The organism is Croceitalea sp. P059 (assembly GCF_031846365.1).
GTDB lineage: Bacteria > Bacteroidota > Bacteroidia > Flavobacteriales > Flavobacteriaceae > Croceitalea > Croceitalea vernalis.
Genome location: NZ_JAVRHW010000005.1, coordinates 46,117 through 63,871 on the forward strand (window position 1 = coordinate 46,117; position 17,755 = coordinate 63,871).

Annotated in this window: 19 protein-coding genes and 1 other RNA gene; 15 read left to right on the forward strand and 5 right to left on the reverse strand. The window is 33.0% G+C overall.

The genetic code is table 11. The features are described 5' to 3' along the window. The first annotated feature begins 67 nt into the window (after positions 1–67). The 7 genes from pyrR (at position 68) to ppk1 (ending at position 6,057) form a co-directional block, all read left to right on the forward strand. Positions 68–607, forward strand: a complete 540-nt coding sequence (gene pyrR, locus RM542_RS13690) for a bifunctional pyr operon transcriptional regulator/uracil phosphoribosyltransferase PyrR (protein WP_311386316.1) — start codon at positions 68–70, stop codon at positions 605–607. A gap of 3 nt (positions 608–610) precedes the next feature. After that, positions 611–1,537, forward strand: coding sequence for an aspartate carbamoyltransferase catalytic subunit (locus RM542_RS13695; protein WP_311386317.1), 927 nt, complete (start codon positions 611–613; stop codon positions 1,535–1,537). A gap of 1 nt (position 1,538) precedes the next feature. Next, positions 1,539–1,871 carry a ribonuclease Z gene (locus tag RM542_RS13700; RefSeq protein ID WP_311386318.1) on the forward strand — a complete coding sequence of 111 codons (333 nt, stop codon included), beginning with the start codon at positions 1,539–1,541 and terminating at the stop codon, positions 1,869–1,871. Next, positions 1,868–2,773: a ribonuclease Z gene (locus RM542_RS13705; protein ID WP_311386319.1), complete on the forward strand. Its 906-nt coding sequence runs from the start codon at positions 1,868–1,870 to the stop codon at positions 2,771–2,773. Before RM542_RS13700 ends, RM542_RS13705 begins: the two co-directional genes overlap by 4 nt. 65 nt (positions 2,774–2,838) lie before the next feature. Continuing rightward, the gene (gene pdxH / locus RM542_RS13710; protein WP_311386320.1) at positions 2,839–3,486 is read left to right on the forward strand and encodes a pyridoxamine 5'-phosphate oxidase; all 648 of its coding nucleotides are present in this window, start codon (positions 2,839–2,841) and stop codon (positions 3,484–3,486) included. A 5-nt stretch (positions 3,487–3,491) separates the two neighbouring features. Next, on the forward strand, positions 3,492–3,977 hold the full coding sequence (locus tag RM542_RS13715; protein ID WP_311386321.1) for a phosphoglycerate mutase family protein: 486 nt from the start codon (positions 3,492–3,494) through the stop codon (positions 3,975–3,977). A gap of 1 nt (position 3,978) precedes the next feature. Further along, a complete protein-coding gene (gene ppk1 / locus RM542_RS13720; protein WP_311386322.1) occupies positions 3,979–6,057 on the forward strand; it encodes a polyphosphate kinase 1 in 2,079 nt (692 codons plus the stop codon). Between the two features lie 3 nt (positions 6,058–6,060). On the opposite strand, the gene RM542_RS13725 is transcribed toward ppk1, so the two are convergent. Next, positions 6,061–6,642 (reverse strand): tRNA-(ms[2]io[6]A)-hydroxylase, encoded by a 582-nt coding sequence (locus RM542_RS13725; RefSeq protein ID WP_311386323.1) that lies wholly within the window; start codon positions 6,640–6,642, stop codon positions 6,061–6,063. A 115-nt stretch (positions 6,643–6,757) separates the two neighbouring features. On the opposite strand from RM542_RS13725, the gene RM542_RS13730 reads away from it, so the two are divergent. The 7 genes from RM542_RS13730 to RM542_RS13760 are packed head-to-tail and all read left to right on the forward strand — an operon-like array spanning position 6,758 to position 13,504. Then, the gene (locus RM542_RS13730; protein WP_311386324.1) at positions 6,758–7,615 is read left to right on the forward strand and encodes an EboA domain-containing protein; all 858 of its coding nucleotides are present in this window, start codon (positions 6,758–6,760) and stop codon (positions 7,613–7,615) included. Between the two features lie 2 nt (positions 7,616–7,617). Beyond that, complete coding sequence (locus RM542_RS13735) at positions 7,618–8,526, forward strand: TatD family hydrolase (protein WP_311386325.1); 909 nt, start codon at positions 7,618–7,620, stop codon at positions 8,524–8,526. Next, the gene (gene eboC, locus RM542_RS13740; protein WP_311386326.1) at positions 8,526–9,410 is read left to right on the forward strand and encodes a UbiA-like protein EboC; all 885 of its coding nucleotides are present in this window, start codon (positions 8,526–8,528) and stop codon (positions 9,408–9,410) included. The genes RM542_RS13735 and eboC overlap by 1 nt, the downstream gene beginning before the upstream one ends. 9 nt (positions 9,411–9,419) lie before the next feature. Next, entirely contained in the window at positions 9,420–10,571 is a 1,152-nt protein-coding gene (locus RM542_RS13745; RefSeq protein ID WP_311386327.1) for a 3-dehydroquinate synthase, read from the forward strand. 13 nt (positions 10,572–10,584) lie between these two features. After that, complete coding sequence (eboE, locus tag RM542_RS13750) at positions 10,585–11,781, forward strand: metabolite traffic protein EboE (protein WP_311386328.1); 1,197 nt, start codon at positions 10,585–10,587, stop codon at positions 11,779–11,781. Further along, the gene (locus tag RM542_RS13755; RefSeq protein WP_311386329.1) at positions 11,778–13,157 is read left to right on the forward strand and encodes an alkaline phosphatase family protein; all 1,380 of its coding nucleotides are present in this window, start codon (positions 11,778–11,780) and stop codon (positions 13,155–13,157) included. The genes eboE and RM542_RS13755 overlap by 4 nt, the downstream gene beginning before the upstream one ends. Next, entirely contained in the window at positions 13,154–13,504 is a 351-nt protein-coding gene (locus RM542_RS13760) for a transmembrane 220 family protein (RefSeq protein WP_311386330.1), read from the forward strand. The genes RM542_RS13755 and RM542_RS13760 overlap by 4 nt, the downstream gene beginning before the upstream one ends. 1 nt (position 13,505) lies before the next feature. Here the strand turns inward: RM542_RS13760 and RM542_RS13765 are convergent, their stop codons facing one another. Further along, positions 13,506–15,266, reverse strand: coding sequence for a DNA polymerase III subunit gamma/tau (locus tag RM542_RS13765; protein ID WP_311386331.1), 1,761 nt, complete (start codon positions 15,264–15,266; stop codon positions 13,506–13,508). A 103-nt stretch (positions 15,267–15,369) separates the two neighbouring features. On the opposite strand from RM542_RS13765, the gene rnpB reads away from it, so the two are divergent. Further along, positions 15,370–15,686, forward strand: an RNA gene (gene rnpB, locus RM542_RS13770) — RNase P RNA component class A. Here the strand turns inward: rnpB and RM542_RS13775 are convergent. Genes RM542_RS13775 through RM542_RS13785 form a run of 3 tightly spaced genes read right to left on the reverse strand, consistent with a single transcriptional unit; the run spans position 15,683 to position 17,692 of the window. Then, positions 15,683–16,234, reverse strand: a complete 552-nt coding sequence (locus RM542_RS13775; protein ID WP_311386332.1) for an RsmD family RNA methyltransferase — start codon at positions 16,232–16,234, stop codon at positions 15,683–15,685. The genes rnpB and RM542_RS13775 overlap by 4 nt on opposite strands. After that, positions 16,234–17,064 carry a DUF3822 family protein gene (locus RM542_RS13780; RefSeq protein ID WP_311386333.1) on the reverse strand — a complete coding sequence of 277 codons (831 nt, stop codon included), beginning with the start codon at positions 17,062–17,064 and terminating at the stop codon, positions 16,234–16,236. The genes RM542_RS13775 and RM542_RS13780 overlap by 1 nt, the downstream gene beginning before the upstream one ends. Continuing rightward, the gene (locus RM542_RS13785) at positions 17,045–17,692 is read right to left on the reverse strand and encodes a hypothetical protein (protein WP_311386334.1); all 648 of its coding nucleotides are present in this window, start codon (positions 17,690–17,692) and stop codon (positions 17,045–17,047) included. Before RM542_RS13785 ends, RM542_RS13780 begins: the two co-directional genes overlap by 20 nt. Between the last annotated feature and the right edge of the window lie 63 nt (positions 17,693–17,755).

The following is a 17,755-nucleotide window of genomic DNA, read 5'->3' on the forward strand; positions in this document are numbered from 1 at the left end:
TAGATTCAAAATGCTTCTTTTATAATTTCTTATTTTTGTAACCCAATATGCATTGGTTGTAGAGCCTATGAGTCAAAAAGTACTGCTTTCCGCAAAAGAAATTCATATCATACTTCATCGTTTGGCTTGCCAATTATTGGAAAATCATCTTGACTTTTCTAACACAATTTTAATAGGAATTCAACCGAGGGGAGGTTTTTTGGCGAAAAGGCTAACAAAGATTTTAAAAGAGGATTATGGAATCAAGAACATTAATCTTGGTTTTTTAGACATTACTTTTTATCGAGACGATTTTAGACGAGGGGATAAAACGTTGGAGGCCAGCAGCACGAATATTGATTTTATTGTCGAAGACAAAAAAGTAGTATTTATTGATGATGTTCTATACACTGGACGAAGTATTAGAGCGGCTTTAACAGCAATGCAATCATTTGGGAGACCTTTAGAGATTGAGTTATTAACTCTAATTGATAGAAGATTTAGTCGTCATCTACCTATTCAACCTAATTATCGTGGCAGACAAGTAGATGCAATAAATAATGAAAAGGTAAAGGTTATGTGGGAAGAAAATGAAGGAGAAGATACCGTTTATTTAGTAAGTAGATAGTTTATGAGTGAATTGAGCGTCAACCATTTATTGGGAATTAAATATCTAAACGAACTGGATATTGACCTCATTTTTGAAACTGCAGATCATTTTAAGGAGGTAATCAATCGCTCTATTAAAAAAGTACCGACACTTCGCGATATTACAATTGCAAATATATTTTTTGAGAATAGCACTCGAACTAAGTTGTCTTTTGAATTGGCAGAAAAAAGGCTTTCAGCTGATGTGATTAATTTCTCCGCTTCTCAATCTTCTGTAAAAAAAGGTGAAACGCTTATTGATACGGTCAATAACATTTTATCAATGAAAGTTGATATGGTGGTAATGCGTCATCCTAATCCTGGTGCAGGTATTTTTCTATCTAAACATGTAAAAGCATCAATAATTAATGCAGGCGACGGTGCACATGAACACCCTACCCAAGCACTTTTAGATTCTTATTCAATTAGGGAAAAGTTGGGTGATGTTGGAGGTAAAAATGTTGTTATAGTAGGGGATATATTGCATTCAAGGGTAGCCTTATCAAATATTTTTGCTTTGAAACTACAAGGGGCTAATGTCAAAGTATGTGGCCCTAAAACATTAATTCCAAAGTATATTACTACATTAGGTGTAGCGGTCGAAACAAATTTAATTCAAGCATTGGAATGGTGCGATGTGGCTAATATGCTTCGTGTGCAAAATGAACGAATGGATATTAGCTATTTTCCGACAACACGAGAATACACTCAGCAATTTGGAGTTAATAGAAAAATTTTGGAAAATCTAAATAAGGAAATAGTAATCATGCATCCAGGGCCTATTAATCGTGGAGTTGAAATTACTAGCGATGTAGCGGATTCTGGACAGTCTATAATTCTTGATCAAGTAGAAAATGGCGTTGCAGTTCGTATGGCGGTTATTTATTTACTTGCATCTAAAATTAAATAATATGGTTTTCGATAAGATGGGAACAACCATAATAGTTTCTCAAAAGGAATCGTCTCTAAGTGTTTTTTTTGATAATTTCAAAGAAAAATATGAGACTATTAATAGTGATAATGTAATCGTAGATCTTACTTTTTTTAAAGAATTGAAGACAACCCAAATTTTAAGGTTTTTAGATATTTCAAATGAACATCGGAATTCAAATAAATCATTTGTTTTGGTTAGCGATGTTGTTTCTTTCGAAGACATACCAGAAGAAATATGCTTAGTACCGACCATTCAAGAGGCGAAAGACATCATTGAAATGGAAGAGATAGAACGAGATTTAGGTTTATGAAATTAAATATTCTCGGTTGTTATTCCGCAACACCACGAACTCTTAATAATCCTACTGCTCAAATACTTGAAATAAAGAATCATTTGTTTTTAATCGACTGTGGAGAAGGAACACAAGTCCAATTAAGAAAGAGCAAACTTAAATTTTCTCGTATCAAGCGTATTTTTATTTCGCATCTTCATGGGGACCATTTTTTTGGCTTACCAGGATTAATTTCAACATTCAGGTTATTAGGAAGAGAAGCAGATTTGCATATTTATGGTCCAAAAGGGATTAAAGAAGCAATAACTTTGTTATTGAAGCTTGGAGATTCTTGGACTAATTATCGATTGTTCTTTCATGAATTAAATTCAAAAGATTCTGAACTAATTTTTGAAGACGATAAAGTTACAGTACATACAATTCCTTTAACACACCGAGTTTACACTAATGGGTTTTTATTTAGAGAAAAACCTGCCTCTAGATCTCTTAATGTTGTAGCGGTTGATAAATACGCAATCGATAAAAGTCAATTTACTAATATCAAGAAAGGTAAGGATGTAACTTTGGATGATGGTTCAAAAATCTCTAATGCAGAATTAACATTTAATCCACCAAAAACAAAAAGTTATGCTTTTTGCAGTGACACCATGTATCAAGAAAATATTGTCCCTCAGATAAAAGAAGTTGATCTTTTATATCATGAGGCTACGTTTTTAGATACGGAACAACATCTATGCTTAAAAACTAAACATTCTACAGCGAAAGAAGCAGCTACCATTGCTAAGAAAGCTAATGTTGGACAACTGGTATTAGGTCATTATTCTACCCGTTATAAATCACTGGAGATGTTTAAAGAAGAAGCCCAAATGATTTTTGACAACGTTCTTTTAGCGGAAGACGGACGAACTTTTGAAGTATAGCCTTGTAGCAACTAATTCAACATAGATTTTATCTTCTCCCTTCTTTTGTTGAACTTTGTTGGACTATGCAAAAAGATTTAAGCGACTACAGAAAATCATACGAAAAAAGCGAATTAACTGAAGATTCTATTGTTGAAAATCCCATAGAATTATTTCAAAAATGGTTTTTTCAAGTGGAAGCCGCCGGGGGTTCTGACGAGCCAAATGCAATGACAATCTCAACTATTGGATTAGATGGTTTTCCCAAGAACCGAGTTGTGTTAATGAAGAAGTTCACTCATGAAGGTTTTATTTTTTATACAAATTACCATAGCGAAAAGGGAAAAGCCATAGCAAATAATCCATCTGTTTGTTTATCATTTTTTTGGCCAAATTTAGAAAGACAAGTTATTATTAAGGGAAAAGCAGGCAAGATAGCGAAGAATTTATCTGATGGTTATTTTGATTCAAGACCACTAGGAAGTCGTTTGGGTGCAATGGCATCTAATCAAAGTGAAGTAGTAGCCTCTAGAGAAGTTCTCGAAAATCGATTAAAAGAATTAGAAGAAGAATATGCTAATAAAGAGCTAGAGCGACCAGATTTTTGGGGTGGATATATAGTGAAACCAGAATCTATTGAATTTTGGCAAGGTAGACCAAATAGATTACATGATAGATTGCGATATAAACTACAAAAAGATTTTAATTGGAAGATTGAACGCCTGCAACCCTAAGTATTATGAAAACAATTACGTTTATTCGTCACGGTAAATCTTCTTGGGATTATCAGGTTAGCGATTTGGATAGACCTCTAAAAGAACGAGGTATAAATGATACTAAATTAGTTGCTGAGGAATTTAAAAATTCCGGATACACAGTAGATTTTATTTACTCAAGTCCTGCAAATCGGGCCTTACATACTAGTATGATTTTTACAAGAGTACTTGATTTTGAGCTTAATAACTTCAAAGTTCGTAAAATGCTTTATGATTTTTCCGGAGAAAGTGTTTTGAAGTTTATAAAGTCCATTGAAGATAAGTATCATCATATTTTGATATTTGGTCATAATTACGCCTTCACAACACTTGTAAATACGCTTGGAGATACCTATATTGAAAATGTTCCAACTGCCGGTTTAATTCAAATAGAATTTGATATTCATAATTGGTATGCTCTGCAAAAAGGAAAAACTATAAAGACGATACTTCCAAAAGAATTAAGATAATATGATAAAACCTAAAAACGATTATATAAATAGGGAAATCAGCTGGTTGCATTTTAATGATCGCGTACTGCAAGAAAGCGCTGATAAAGATGTTCCATTAATTGAGAGATTACGTTTTTTAGGAATTTTCAGTAATAATTTAGATGAGTTCTTTAAAGTTCGATATGCCACCGTAAAACGTATTGTTGATGTTGGTAAATCTGGTAAAAGCGTTCTAGGTGGTGAAAAAGCTAAGGACTTACTTGAAGAAATAACCAAAAATGTCATTCAATTACAAGCTAAAAGCGGTAAAATTCTGCAGCAAATTGAGAAAGAATTGGCCACTGAACATATTTATATAATTGATGAAGGAGAGGTAAATGAGTCTCAGGCCGCGTTCGTTAAAGACTATTTTTTAAAAGAAGTTAACCCTGAGTTAATCACGATTATTTTAAATAACCTCAATGAATTTCCAACTTTAAAAGATACAGCGGCCTATTTAGCGGTTCGAATGGTCTTGAAAGGAGATGATAAGTTAGAAATTACTGAAAATGGAATGCAATATGCACTTATCGAAATTCCTAAACGTCTACAACGTTTTGTAGTGCTACCTGAAGATAATGGAAAAAATTACATTATGATGGTTGATGATGTAATTCGTTTTTGTTTAGATCAAATTTTTACCATGTTTGAGTTTGATGATATTTCGGCTCATATGATAAAAATAACACGTGATGCAGAACTTGATATGGATAACGATTTAAGCAAAAGTTTTATTGATAAAATCTCGTCAAGTGTTGAACATAGAAAGATTAGTGATCCAGTTCGATTTGTATATGATAAGGGAATAAAAATGGATACCCTTCGATTTTTGAAGGGTAAAATGAATATTGAGGAGACCGATAGTGTAATTCCTGGTGGCAGATATCATAATCGAAGAGATTATATGGGTTTTCCTAGCCTCGGTAGGTCAGATTTGCAGTATAAAAAAATAAAACCTCTTTTAGTAGAAGATTTTCATTTAAATGAGAGTATTCTGGGTCAGATTGCGGTTAAGGACTATATGGTTTATACACCATATCAGAATTATTCTTACGTCGTGAACTTTTTGAAAGAGGCTGCTTTAGATCCACAGGTTAAAAAAATAAAACTAACCATTTATAGACTTGCTAATAATTCTCAAATTGCCGCTGCTCTCATTAATGCCGCCAAGAATGGGAAAGAAGTAACAGTGCAAATTGAATTACAGGCAAGATTTGATGAACAGGCCAATATTAAATATGCTAATCAGTTTCAAGAGGAAGGGATTAAGTTGATTTTTGGTATTCCTGGATTAAAAGTACATACAAAAGTTTGCTTTATAGAGCGGGAAGAAGAGAATGGAATTAAACGTTACGGCTTTATTAGCACAGGTAATTTTAATGAATCTACTGCTAAAATATATACAGATTATACTTTGTTTACAGCTCATGATGCAATCCTAAAAGAAGTAAATAAAGTATTTGATTTCTTTGAAGTTCCTTACAAAATAAATAAATACAAGCATTTAATTGTATCTCCACATTATACAAAAAACGTATTTTCTAAATTGATTGATAATGAAATTGCTAACGCTTTGGTTGGTAAAGACGCATTTATCAAAATTAAGATGAATAGTTTTACTTCGTATAAAATGGTGGACAAATTGTACGAAGCTAGTAGAGCTGGTGTAAAGGTTCAATTAATTATAAGGGGCATTTGTTGTTTAATTCCAGGTGTTGAGGGAATGAGTGAAAATATTGAAGCAATAAGTGTGGTAGATAAATTCTTAGAGCATCCTAGAGTATTTATTTTCGGTAACGATGGCAATCCCAAGGTATATATTTCTTCTGCAGATTGGATGACAAGAAATCTTGACTATAGAGTAGAAGTAGGTTGTCCAATTTATGATAAGGATATCAAACAAGAAGTTTTAGATACCTTTCAAATTTCTTGGGACGATAATATCAAGGCTAGAGTTTTTTCTTCAAAACACGATAATGCATATAAAGATGATAATAAAGCTAAGGTGCGCTCTCAATTTGCTATATATGATTACTATAAGAAAAAAGTTGAAGCTTAGTTTTTAACCATGAACGGATTCACCTTTACCAAGATTTTTCATAATCTTGGCTTCATACTTTAGCAGTTCTTGCCATTTTTCATCTACTTCTTTTCGGTCTCCGTATTGTCTTGCAAATTTTAAAAACATTGTATAATGGCCGGCTTCACTTACCATTAGTCTATGATAGAAATCTGCTAATTTTTTATCTTCTAATTCTTCAGATAATAATCTAAAACGCTCACAACTACGAGCTTCGATTAAAGCAGCATATAACAAACGGTGGATTAATTGAGTTGTTCGACTACCTCCTTTCGGGAAAAACTTGAGTAACTCAATTACATAAAAATCTTTTCTATCACGACCTAATGTATTACCACGTTCAAGTATTAAGTCGTGAACCATTTTAAAATGTCCCATTTCTTCTCTAGAAAGAGCTATCATTTCTTTAGTCAATTCGGTGTACTCTGGGAATGAAACTATTAGGGAAATAGCTGTACTTGCCGCCTTCTGTTCACAATAAGCATGATCAGTTAAAATCTCATCAATATTTTTTTCAACAATATTGACCCATCTTGGGTCAGTAGGTAATTTGAGTCCGAGCATTTATTATTGTGTTTTTTCTAAACCAAATATACATGTTATAGCTGTTTTACGGCAATATATAGCAGTAACTATAGTTATCTTTGTATTGCGTAGTACTTAATAACAAGGTTTTAAAATGCCCTATTCAAATTCAATAAAATCTCTTTCAAAAATATTTGAAGCAAGTATTAATAGCAATTCAAAAAACTGGTTAAAAACCAGGTTAAATGAGACTATTAAAGAATGCTCTACTAAAAAGCTCTACTTAACATATACCTTGTGCAGTTCAAATATTGAGCAAGGAGATATTGATTTTAATGAAAATAGCGATGATGAAATCGAAAATTATCTTAAGAGTAAAAAAGCAAATACTCTAGAGTTAGCACGAATCTTTTTGTTGGTAAAAGTATTGGAAGCTAATGACACTTTTTTTAAAGATAAAGTAATCAATTTAATACAAGTTGCTGATATTTCTGAGCTCGTAACTTTTTTGAATTATTTGGTGTTGTTACCTAATGCCGAAAATTTCAAATTTGTAGGTGTTGAAGCTTTGAGAACAAACATAGCAACCGTTTTTGATGCCATAGCGATGGACAATCCATATCCAAGTTTATATTTTAATGAACAACAATGGAATCAAATGTATTTGAAGGCAGCATTTATGCAGCGTGATTTATCTAAAATATTGGGTATTGACATCCGTGCTAACAAAGAATTAGCAAGAATTATTTCTGATTATGCCCATGAGCGTTGGGCAGCATCACGTGATATTGACCCTCTATTTTGGAGACCAGTTTCTAACTACATTCAGGGCCAATTATTAAGCGATATCGAGCGTCTATTTAAAAGTGATAATCATCTTGAAAATAAAGCGGCAGCATTAGTTTGCTTTAAATCTAAAGATGAAAAAATTCAACAAATGTTAGTAGATTACCCCAAGTTTGAAAAACAATTAAAAAATGGCATCCTAACCTGGGATGATTTGAGAAATTGATTATGGAAGAAAAATTACATTTTATTGACCCACATATTCATATGACATCACGAACTACGGATGACTATGAGGCTATGGCGAAAGCTGGAATTGTCGCAGTTATTGAGCCATCTTTCTGGATGGGTCAACCCAGAACCCAGGTAGGTTCTTTTCAAGATTATTTTAGCAGCTTGGTCGGTTGGGAAGCTTTTAGAGCCAGTCAATTCGGAATTAGGCATTATTGTACAATTGGGCTAAACTCAAAAGAGGCCAATAATGAAGCTTTAGCGGAACAAGTGATGGAATTATTACCACTTTATTTGCATAAAGACAATGTTGTGGCAGTTGGTGAAATAGGTTATGATGATCAGACACCAGCTGAGGATAAATATTTTCGCGAACAACTTGAACTAGCAAAGGAGTTCAATATGATGGTGCAAGTACATACACCACACAGAGATAAAAAGGCAGGTACCATAAAAAGTATGGAAGTATGTTTAGAGCATGGTCTTGATCCAAGTACGGTAATTATTGATCACAACAATGAAGAAACGGTTCAAGAAGTATTAGACAGAGGTTTTATTGCTGCCTTTACAATTTACCCTAAAACAAAAATGGGAAATGAAAGAATGGTAGAAGTTGTAAGAAAGTTTGGTAGCACAAATATCATTGTAGATAGCTCAGCTGATTGGGGTGTAAGTGACCCTCTTGCAGTACCTAAAACCGCAAACCTTATGTTACAAAGGGGAATTAATAAAGAAGATGTTATCAAAACTTGTTATCAGAATGCGCTCAATACTTTTGGCAGGTCTGGTAAAATGAAAGAAGAGCATTGGCTTAACCCTATCTCTATTGACCAGAGAAAACTTTATAATGATAATAGCGTACTTCGTGGGCAAGAACCAAAAGTAGAGGATGATAAAATTGTTTAATGAATTCTAGAATAAAAGGATTCTTACAGTTATGTAGACCTGCTAATTTACCAACGGCTGCTGCGGATATTTTAGCGGGACTTACCCTTGCAGGTTTTTTTGTAAATGATCAGTTTTTGACTCTTAATAAGTCTTGGTTATTAATACTTTCATCGATACTTCTTTATGCTGGTGGTGTTGTATTTAATGATGTTTTTGATTTCGAGTTAGATAAAATAGAGCGTGCTGAACGTCCACTTCCTAGTGGGTTAGTAAAGTATAAAGAAGCCGTGTGCTTTGGATTGATTTTAATAATCATTGGAATTAGTACTTCCTTTTTAGTTGGGGTTATTTGCGGTTATATTGCTTTAGTTTTAACGCTGCTGATTTTAGTTTATGATAGCTATTCAAAGAAATTCAGTTTTTTAGGTCCATTGAATATGGGTTTATGCAGAGGTTGCAACCTTTTATTAGGGATTTCTATTTTTGGAGAGTTTAATAATATTGAGTATGTGATAATTCCAATCATTTATATAGCTGCCATTACAATGGTGAGTCAAGGTGAAGTTCATGGAAAAAATAAAAGGAATATTTTACTGGCAGGAGGCCTATATAGTACTGTTATTTTGTTGCTAGTTTACTTTAATACTACGAAGGCAATTATGACTTTGACAAGTTATTTATTTTTAGTGATTTTTGTTTTAGCAATAGGTATTCCTTTGTTGAGAGCTTATCGACATAATATACCAGTAAACATTATGAAGGCTGTAAAAGCTGGAGTTATTTCCATAATTTTATTAGATGCTGTCATTGCAGTTACATTTTCAAATGTAATTATTGGGCTTTTAGTATTATTACTTTTGCCAATTTCAATGGGGTTGTCAAAAGCTTTTGCTGTTACTTAATTAAGATTTATGAACCTTAGTACTATTTCGCAGACTTTCTCGGTCAACTACGACTACAAGCTATATTTTACCAATGGTCTTTTTAACCCTGAAAACTCTTTATTTATAAATATTCTAAAGAATTATCAAAAAGGGGGTTTAGTGAAAATGATATTTGTCGTTGATCAACAGGTAATTGCTACTAATGAGTATTTGTTGGATAATATAAAAAAGTATGGTAAAAAACATCAAGCGCATATTAATATCAAAGATATAATCCCTGTAATTGGTGGCGAGGCTAGTAAAAATGATAAATCAAATGTTGAACGTATATGGAATTCAATCAATAAAAAAAGCATTTGTAGACATTCGTTTGTAGTGGTTATAGGTGGTGGCGCAGTAATAGACATGGCTGGATATGCTGCTGCAACAGCTCACAGAGGGGTGAGACTAATTCGAATACCTACAACCGTATTAGCTCAAAACGATGCAGCAGTTGGAGTTAAGAATAGTATTAATGCTTTTGAAAAAAAGAATTTTTTAGGAACGTTTGCACTTCCTTACGCTATTATTAATGATCTCGATTTTTTAAATACTTTGGAAAAACGCGATTGGATTGCTGGAATCGCTGAGGCGTTAAAAGTAGCACTAATCAAAGACGAAGACTTTTTTAAGTCTATTGAAAAAAATGCTGAACGTTTAGCGAACAGAGAAATTAAAGCAATGGCACCTTTAATTCATAAATGTGCAGAAATTCATATGCGGCACATTAGTGAAGGTGGAGATCCTTTTGAGAATGGTTCATCTAGGCCGTTAGATTTTGGGCATTGGGCGGCTCATAAGTTAGAGCAAATAACTAACTATGAGCTTAGACATGGAGAGGCTGTAGCTATGGGTATTGCTCTTGATTTAACTTATGCTGAGCTGATTGGTTTAATTGATAAAAATGATTTAGAGAGAATTTTACAAGTATTCAAAACAGTTGGTTTTAACCTAATAATGCCGATCAGTACTATTGATGAGGTAGACAACTTGCTTAGAGGAATTGAAGAGTTTAGGGAACACCTAGGTGGTGAACTAACAATTACCCTAATTTCAGCAATTGGTATAAAATGTGATGTTCATGAGGTAGATAGAGATAAAATGAGAGAAGCTATTACATTACGAAGTTTAAAATCATAAGTAACTTGTCGGTATGTTGATTTCTAATTTATACTATTTAACCTATTGTACAAACATTCATCCTGGTGAGAATTGGAATGTAACCTTTGCAAGTTTAAAAACTAACCTTCCAACGATTAAACAAAGAGTTTCGCATAATCAAGATTTTGGGATTGGTTTGCGCTTGTCAAATAAGGCTAGTGAAGAACTGGGTTTAGAAGAAAACTTAACCGAGTTTAAGAATTGGTTAGCGGAACATAAACTTTATGTTTTTACCATGAACGGTTTTCCTTATGGCAACTTTCATGGTGAGGTAGTTAAAGATAACGTTCATGAACCCGATTGGACAACAAAAGATCGTGTAAACTACACTTCAAGACTATTTAACCAACTCAATCTTTTAGTGCCAAAAGGCGTTTCTGGAGGAATATCCACATCACCTATATCTTATAAGCATTGGTTTAAAACACCATCAGAATTGACAGAAGCCAAAAGAATAGGAGCAGAGAACATGCTTTCAATAGCATTACAATTGTTTAAAAATGAAGAGGACCATGGTAATTATTTACATCTTGACATTGAACCAGAACCAGATGGTATATTAGAAAACAGTAGTGAAGTACTTGATTTTTTTAATGAGTTTTTGCTACCACAAGGTGTGGTTATGTTTAAGAACGAATTTGGTTTTGAAAAACAAAAAGCAATTGATTTTATTAAAAGATATATAACCGTTTGTTATGATATTTGCCACTTTTCATTGGCCTATGAAGAGCCTTCTGAAACTTTTCAGAAATTTAAAAAAGCTGGAATTTTGGTTGGTAAAATTCAAGTAAGTGCAGCTTTAAAGATCTTATTTGATAACGAAAATGATGATATGGTATGGGATGAACTCGCTAAGTTTAATGAGCCAACTTATTTACATCAGGTTACGGAATATAATGAGGGGGTGGTTAAAACCCATTCTGATTTACCTATTGTATTAGAAAACAAAAAATCGGTTAAGGAGTTAAGAGCTCATTTTCATGTTCCAATTTTCTTAGAAAAATTCACAAGCTTATATTCTACTCAAGATCATATTATTAAGACAATTTTATATTTGAAGGAGAATCAAATCTGCAATCATCTAGAGATCGAAACTTATACTTGGGAAGTACTTCCAAAACACCTTAAAAAAGAACTTACCGAATCAATTGTTAGAGAAATTGAATGGTTAAAAGGTAAACTAACATGAATAAAACAGTTGTTATAAATGTAGTCGGTTTAACCAAAAGATTAATTGGAGAACATACTCCATTTATAAAATCCTTTTTAGAAAAGGGTAAAAGTAGCTTCATTAGACCCGTCATACCAGCAGTGACATGTACGGCGCAATCTACATATTTAACAGGAGAATGGCCTTCAAATCACGGTATTGTTGGTAATGGGTGGTATTTTAAAGAAGAATGTGAAGTGAAGTTTTGGCGACAATCTAATAAGCTTGTTCAAGCTCCAAAACTATGGGAAAAGCTTAAAAGTGAAAATGAGAGCTTTACATGTTCCAATATGTTTTGGTGGTATAATATGTATTCAAGTGTTGATTTTAGTTTAACTCCAAGACCAAATTATTTAGCAGATGGTCGCAAATTACCCGATGTTTATTCTTTCCCTTCAAGCCTTCGAGATACTTTGCAAAAAAAACTAGGTACTTTTCCTTTATTTAGTTTTTGGGGTCCCAAAACGTCAATTAAATCAAGTAAATGGATAGCTGATGCAAGTATTGAAACTGATAAAATTCATGACCCGACCTTGACCCTTGTTTATCTTCCACATTTGGATTATAACCTTCAGCGATTCGGAATTGATTTTGATATCATTGCTAATGATTTGAATGAAATAGACAAAGTTGTAAAAGACCTTGTAGACTATTACCAATCAAAGAATTCTGAAATCATTTTACTTTCCGAATATGGAATAACTAACGTTAATAACCCGATTCATTTAAATCGAGTGTTACGTGAAAAGAACTACTTAGCGATTAGAGAAGAGCGAGGGCTTGAGTTGCTTGATGCAGGAGCAAGTGAGGCTTTTGCAGTTGCTGATCACCAAATTTGTCATATATACATCAAGAATCAATTGAATGTTAAAGCGATAAAAGCAATAATAGAAGAAGTTAAGGGGGTTGAAAAGGTTATTGAAAAATCAGAATTGAATGAAATACAATTAAATCATGAGCGCGCTGGTGATTTAGTTGTAATTGCAAATAGCTCATCATGGTTCACCTATTATTTTTGGAATGACGATAAAAAAGCACCCGATTATGCTCGTATGGTAGATATTCACAAAAAACCTGGTTATGATCCTGTAGAAATGCTTACTGATCCAAAAGACAAATTGATAATTTTTAAAATATTTTGGAAACTATTAAAAAAGAAACTCGGTCTTAGAACAGTGCTAAATATAATCCCATTAAACGCTAAGCTTATAAAAGGCTCACATGGGCGAATTCCTGAAAGTAAACAGGATTTTCCTATTTTTATTTCTAACAACCGTGATTTGGAATTTAACGAACAAATTGAACCAACTGCTGTTTTCAATATTTTAGAGCAACATATAAACCATTCAAAATGAAAAAAATTCTAAAGATTTTGGCATTTATTTTCGCCGCGTTGTTCATTTATGCGGCAGCAGTGCAATACAATGACCCTGATGCAACTAAGTGGTATGCTATTTATGGTATGGCAGCATTTGCTTCAATATTGTTTGGATTAGGGAGATTACCTTTGAGATGGTCTATAATTTTAGCTATTTTTTATTTAGGACTTACGGCTTATACTTGGCCCGAAAAATTTGAAGGGGTAACCATTGGCGAAGGTGATATTGTGAATGTTGAAAGAGGTAGAGAAGCATTAGGACTTTTGATAGCAGGCATAATGATGTCTCTTTATACTATTGGTAGTTTCACAAAAACGAAATAAGCTATAAATCTAAATCAAACTCCTTTCGTAGTAAATCTAAAGCAGGGTTCTTTTCTCTAAGTTTTTCATATTTCTCTTCAGGTGTAAAGGCAAACTTTTTTGCCACCTCTTCATTAACCGCAATTTTTAAAGAAATACTATAATTATTGAGCTTTTCTTTTAAATAATTCAGCATTAAACTTTGTTCTCTTTCAACTTCCTTTTTCATCGTAGAATTAGGCAATTCAATAAAGATTACATGATTTTCTTTAAGCTTAGGTATATCAGCTTGAAGATTAGCAGCTAGTATTTTTTTGCCATTATTTTCCAATTCTTGAACAAACTCAGTCCAAAGTTCTTGCATTTTTGACTCTTCAAACTCCTCTTCGGGTAATTGTGTATGGTCTACGATATCAACTTTCGCCTTTTCATGTTCTTTTTTTGCTTTTAGACTTGAGATTGATAGGCCTGAAACTCTTTTAGGAGAAATATTAAGATCAATCTTTATGGGAATGGGCTTATCAATAATCTGAGTATTTTTATCTGTAGAATTTGTAAACTCTGGTGCTGTTGTTTCTATATGATAATCCTCCGGTAAATTTGTTTCTTGAGTTAATTTAGCATCAATCATTTCCGTTATTGGTGCTATAGTAACTTCATTTTTTGGAAAAGTCAAATTAGCGAAATGCGAGGCTGGTATTATGAAATCAGACTTTTTTTTTTCTCCATTAAAAGTAATGGAGGCCAGTTTCATCAGGGTAAGTTCAACCAACAATCGTTGGTTTTTACTTGCTTTGTATTTTAAATCACAATCATTAGCCATGTCCATTGCTTTTAAAAGAAAAAGCTTTGTAATTGCTTTAGTTTGTTCTTGATACTTTTTCTTTGTGGATTCACTTACTTCTAATAAGCTAATAGTTTCAGTGTGTTGGCAAACCATTAAATCTCTAAAGTGTGAGGCTAAACCGGTGATAAAATGATGTCCATCAAATCCTAATGCAAGTGTTTTATTTAAGAGAAGGAGTAATTCGGGAATTTTATTTTTCAAAATTAAATCAGTCACTTCAAAGTAAACATCATAATCTAAAACGTTTAAATTTTCTGTTACAGCTTTTCTTGTTAGGTTTTCTCCCGAGAAACTTACAACTCTATCAAATATTGACAGCGCATCACGCATGGCACCATCCGCTTTTTGTGCTATAATGTGTAAAGCATCATCTTCTGCTGAAATACCTTGTTCATTAGCAATATATTTAAGGTAATTCGCCGCGTCCTTTACTGTAATTCTTTTGAAGTCAAAAATCTGACATCTTGAAAGAATTGTAGGTATGATTTTATGTTTTTCGGTTGTGGCTAAAATAAATATTGCGTGTTTCGGTGGTTCCTCTAATGTTTTCAAGAAAGCGTTGAATGCAGATTGAGATAGCATGTGAACCTCATCGATAATGTAGACTTTATATTTACCTACTTGCGGAGGAATTCGAACTTGGTCTGTGAGATTCCGAATATCATCAACGGAATTGTTAGAGGCTGCATCTAACTCAAAAATATTGAAAGCAAAGTCTTCATCCTCAACTTCTGAACCATCTTCATTAATTTTTTTAGCTAGAATACGTGCACAAGTCGTTTTGCCTACCCCTCTTGGGCCACAAAATAAAAGAGCCTGTGCTAAATGGTTATTTGAAATTGCACTTTCCAAAGTATTGGTAATAGCTTCTTGCCCCACAACATCTTTAAATGTTTGCGGACGAAATTTTCGAGCTGATACTACAAAGGGTTCCAATACTTAGTTTTTGACTAGTTACAAATATAAAAAGAGCGAAATGGATTGGCGAGCGTAGAATAGAAAGCAAACATTTTTTTATTAACAATTAGAGTACCTTTGCCTAGCAGGTCACCTTATCGCTTCTGATTTTTATCAGAAGAGGAAAGTCCGGACACCATAGTGCAGTATAGCGGGTAATACCCGTCACCCAATTAGAAATTTTTGGGGCGGACCAGTGCAACAGAAAGCAAGTACAGTTCGGCTGTAGTGAAACCAGGTAAACTCTATACGGTGAAACGCCATGTAAACCAGTGTTTAAAAACGGCACGTTTAAGCTGGAGGGTAGGCGGTTAGAATTTTTAGGCAACTAGAAACCTAGATAAATGATAAGGATTCACTTATGTGATTACAGAATCCGGCTTATGGCCTGCTTTTTAAATTAAATTATTTTCTAACTCAAAAAAACTAAAGACATTTCCCCCATATTTTCTACTCTCAGAATAATAAAGCATTTTAGATAAATCGGTCTGTTCTGAATGTTCAATAATTAACATTCCGTTTTCCCTCAATAAAGAATTCTCGAAAACTAATTGAGGAATTTTGCCAAATTGCTCTTGATTAAAATTATAGGGTGGGTCGGCAAAAATAATATCTGATTTAAAATGTGCTTTACTCAAATATTTAAAGACATCACTCTTAATCACTGAAATATCAAATTTTAGTTCTCCAGAAGTTTTTGATATAAATTGAGCACAACCTGAATGTTGATCAACCGCAATTATATTTTTTACACCTCTTGAAGCGAATTCAAAACTAATATTTCCTGTTCCAGAGAAAAGGTCAAGGATGCTAATGTCTTCAAAGTAATAACGATTGTTTATAATATTAAATAGGGCTTCTTTAGCCATATCAGTTGTTGGTCTAACGGGTAGTTTTTTAGGGGCTGTTATGCGTCTACCTTTATAATTTCCAGATATTATCCTCATTAAAACGTATTAAGGAGGGTAAGGTCGATAGAATCTTTAGGGTTAGATTCTATTTCTTTGGTATTAGGTTCAAAAACAGCTACTTTTTTAATGTATTGATAACAAATATTAAAAAGTTCATCGCCTTCTTCAATAGAGCCAAAAAGCTTAACCTTTACTGATTCTGTATCAAAGCCTAGCTGTTCATAGGTAAATAACAAGTAGTATAAAAAATCTTCTTTGGTTTTATATTGAAATTGGTTAAAGAGTAGTAGTTTCTTTTTGTCAAATGCAATTAACTCGAAGTTAGTCTTAGAAATATGTGCATAACAAACTGGTTTAGAGCCTATTTTATGGTTAAAGAGTGATTGTATTACCATCGAACTATTATGAATAAATTCAAACTCACCGTACAACTCAAAAATTAGATTATTGATGTTAGTGAATGGAACATAAACACTTGTTATTTCATGATGACTCAACTCATCATAAGCAATTTCATCATTTGCTAATAGTTTGGTATTAAATTTTAAATAGTTCGGAAGTTCATTTACATCAAAGAGCGGTTTCGGAACAAGACAAAACATGTCGTTATTGTGAACAACCTGAACCTTTTCAAATAGGGCTTTGTCTAAATTATTTTTTTCAAGTAGTTTTTTTAATTCCTTTTGTAATAAATAAGGGGTAGTATCCACTTTAAAATTAATTTGCTCGAAAGCATCAACTTTTTGTGTGATACTATCTAATACAAAAAAAGAAAGTCCATTCAAGCTAACTTGAATGGACAAATTCTTAAAAGAATCGGTATCGTTTATAGAGACACCTTTATTTCTAGTCGTTTTTTCTGTCATAAATAGGAGGCCAGTTACCATTGGTACTAACATCAGTTAAAGAACCTACTTTAATAGTTGTTCCATTAACTTCCTCAACACTCATATGTGCCTTTTCACGAGCAAGCAAGTCTTTTGGTTGATCAAATAAAACAACTTCCTTATCAACTTTCACTTCAAAAACCGGAGCTTTATACCCACTCTTATCAATAATGTCAGCTTTCATTTCAAATTTCTCTCCATTAGCTGCACCTGGAACATCCATTAAGCTTTTGTAGCGGTCGTCATTTTTGAATAAAGAATCCTTTATTTTGACAAAACCTAAGGTATCGATAATAATGGTATCCTTTTGTAAATCAATTTTATAAACATCACTAAACTCCATGAAAGATGAATCTCTTTGTTGAGTAATTGTGTAGTTAGCGGTATCAACAAATTGAATTAAACTTTTGAAATTACCAGCATATCTTCCATTAACAGATTTATATGCTTCCTGTGAATCTCGAATGTCTTTTAGTTTAGCAATAACCTCTGAGAATCGCTCTTGTCGAACTTTGTTAAACTCAATTGGAGCATTTACTGATTGGTATATCAGATAACCTAAAAAGATGCAAACAATCCAAAGTACAATTTGTATTATGGTCTTCATTTTATAAGTGTTAATTAGATTTAGTGGTTATTCACAAATCTACAATTTTTTTTTAATCACAAA

What these genes read in the sequence shown, in the direction of transcription:
- pyrR (WP_311386316.1), top strand. Translation starts at nt 68, where the DNA reads ATGAGTCAAAAAGTACTGCTTTCCGCAAAAGAAATTCATATCATACTT.
- RM542_RS13695 (WP_311386317.1), top strand. Translation starts at nt 611, where the DNA reads ATGAGTGAATTGAGCGTCAACCATTTATTGGGAATTAAATATCTAAAC.
- RM542_RS13700 (WP_311386318.1), top strand. Translation starts at nt 1,539, where the DNA reads ATGGTTTTCGATAAGATGGGAACAACCATAATAGTTTCTCAAAAGGAA.
- RM542_RS13705 (WP_311386319.1), top strand. Translation starts at nt 1,868, where the DNA reads ATGAAATTAAATATTCTCGGTTGTTATTCCGCAACACCACGAACTCTT.
- pdxH (WP_311386320.1), top strand. Translation starts at nt 2,839, where the DNA reads ATGCAAAAAGATTTAAGCGACTACAGAAAATCATACGAAAAAAGCGAA.
- RM542_RS13715 (WP_311386321.1), top strand. Translation starts at nt 3,492, where the DNA reads ATGAAAACAATTACGTTTATTCGTCACGGTAAATCTTCTTGGGATTAT.
- ppk1 (WP_311386322.1), top strand. Translation starts at nt 3,979, where the DNA reads ATGATAAAACCTAAAAACGATTATATAAATAGGGAAATCAGCTGGTTG.
- RM542_RS13725 (WP_311386323.1), bottom strand. Translation starts at nt 6,642, where the DNA reads ATGCTCGGACTCAAATTACCTACTGACCCAAGATGGGTCAATATTGTT.
- RM542_RS13730 (WP_311386324.1), top strand. Translation starts at nt 6,758, where the DNA reads ATGCCCTATTCAAATTCAATAAAATCTCTTTCAAAAATATTTGAAGCA.
- RM542_RS13735 (WP_311386325.1), top strand. Translation starts at nt 7,618, where the DNA reads ATGGAAGAAAAATTACATTTTATTGACCCACATATTCATATGACATCA.
- eboC (WP_311386326.1), top strand. Translation starts at nt 8,526, where the DNA reads ATGAATTCTAGAATAAAAGGATTCTTACAGTTATGTAGACCTGCTAAT.
- RM542_RS13745 (WP_311386327.1), top strand. Translation starts at nt 9,420, where the DNA reads ATGAACCTTAGTACTATTTCGCAGACTTTCTCGGTCAACTACGACTAC.
- eboE (WP_311386328.1), top strand. Translation starts at nt 10,585, where the DNA reads ATGTTGATTTCTAATTTATACTATTTAACCTATTGTACAAACATTCAT.
- RM542_RS13755 (WP_311386329.1), top strand. Translation starts at nt 11,778, where the DNA reads ATGAATAAAACAGTTGTTATAAATGTAGTCGGTTTAACCAAAAGATTA.
- RM542_RS13760 (WP_311386330.1), top strand. Translation starts at nt 13,154, where the DNA reads ATGAAAAAAATTCTAAAGATTTTGGCATTTATTTTCGCCGCGTTGTTC.
- RM542_RS13775 (WP_311386332.1), bottom strand. Translation starts at nt 16,234, where the DNA reads ATGAGGATAATATCTGGAAATTATAAAGGTAGACGCATAACAGCCCCT.
- RM542_RS13780 (WP_311386333.1), bottom strand. Translation starts at nt 17,064, where the DNA reads ATGACAGAAAAAACGACTAGAAATAAAGGTGTCTCTATAAACGATACC.
- RM542_RS13785 (WP_311386334.1), bottom strand. Translation starts at nt 17,692, where the DNA reads ATGAAGACCATAATACAAATTGTACTTTGGATTGTTTGCATCTTTTTA.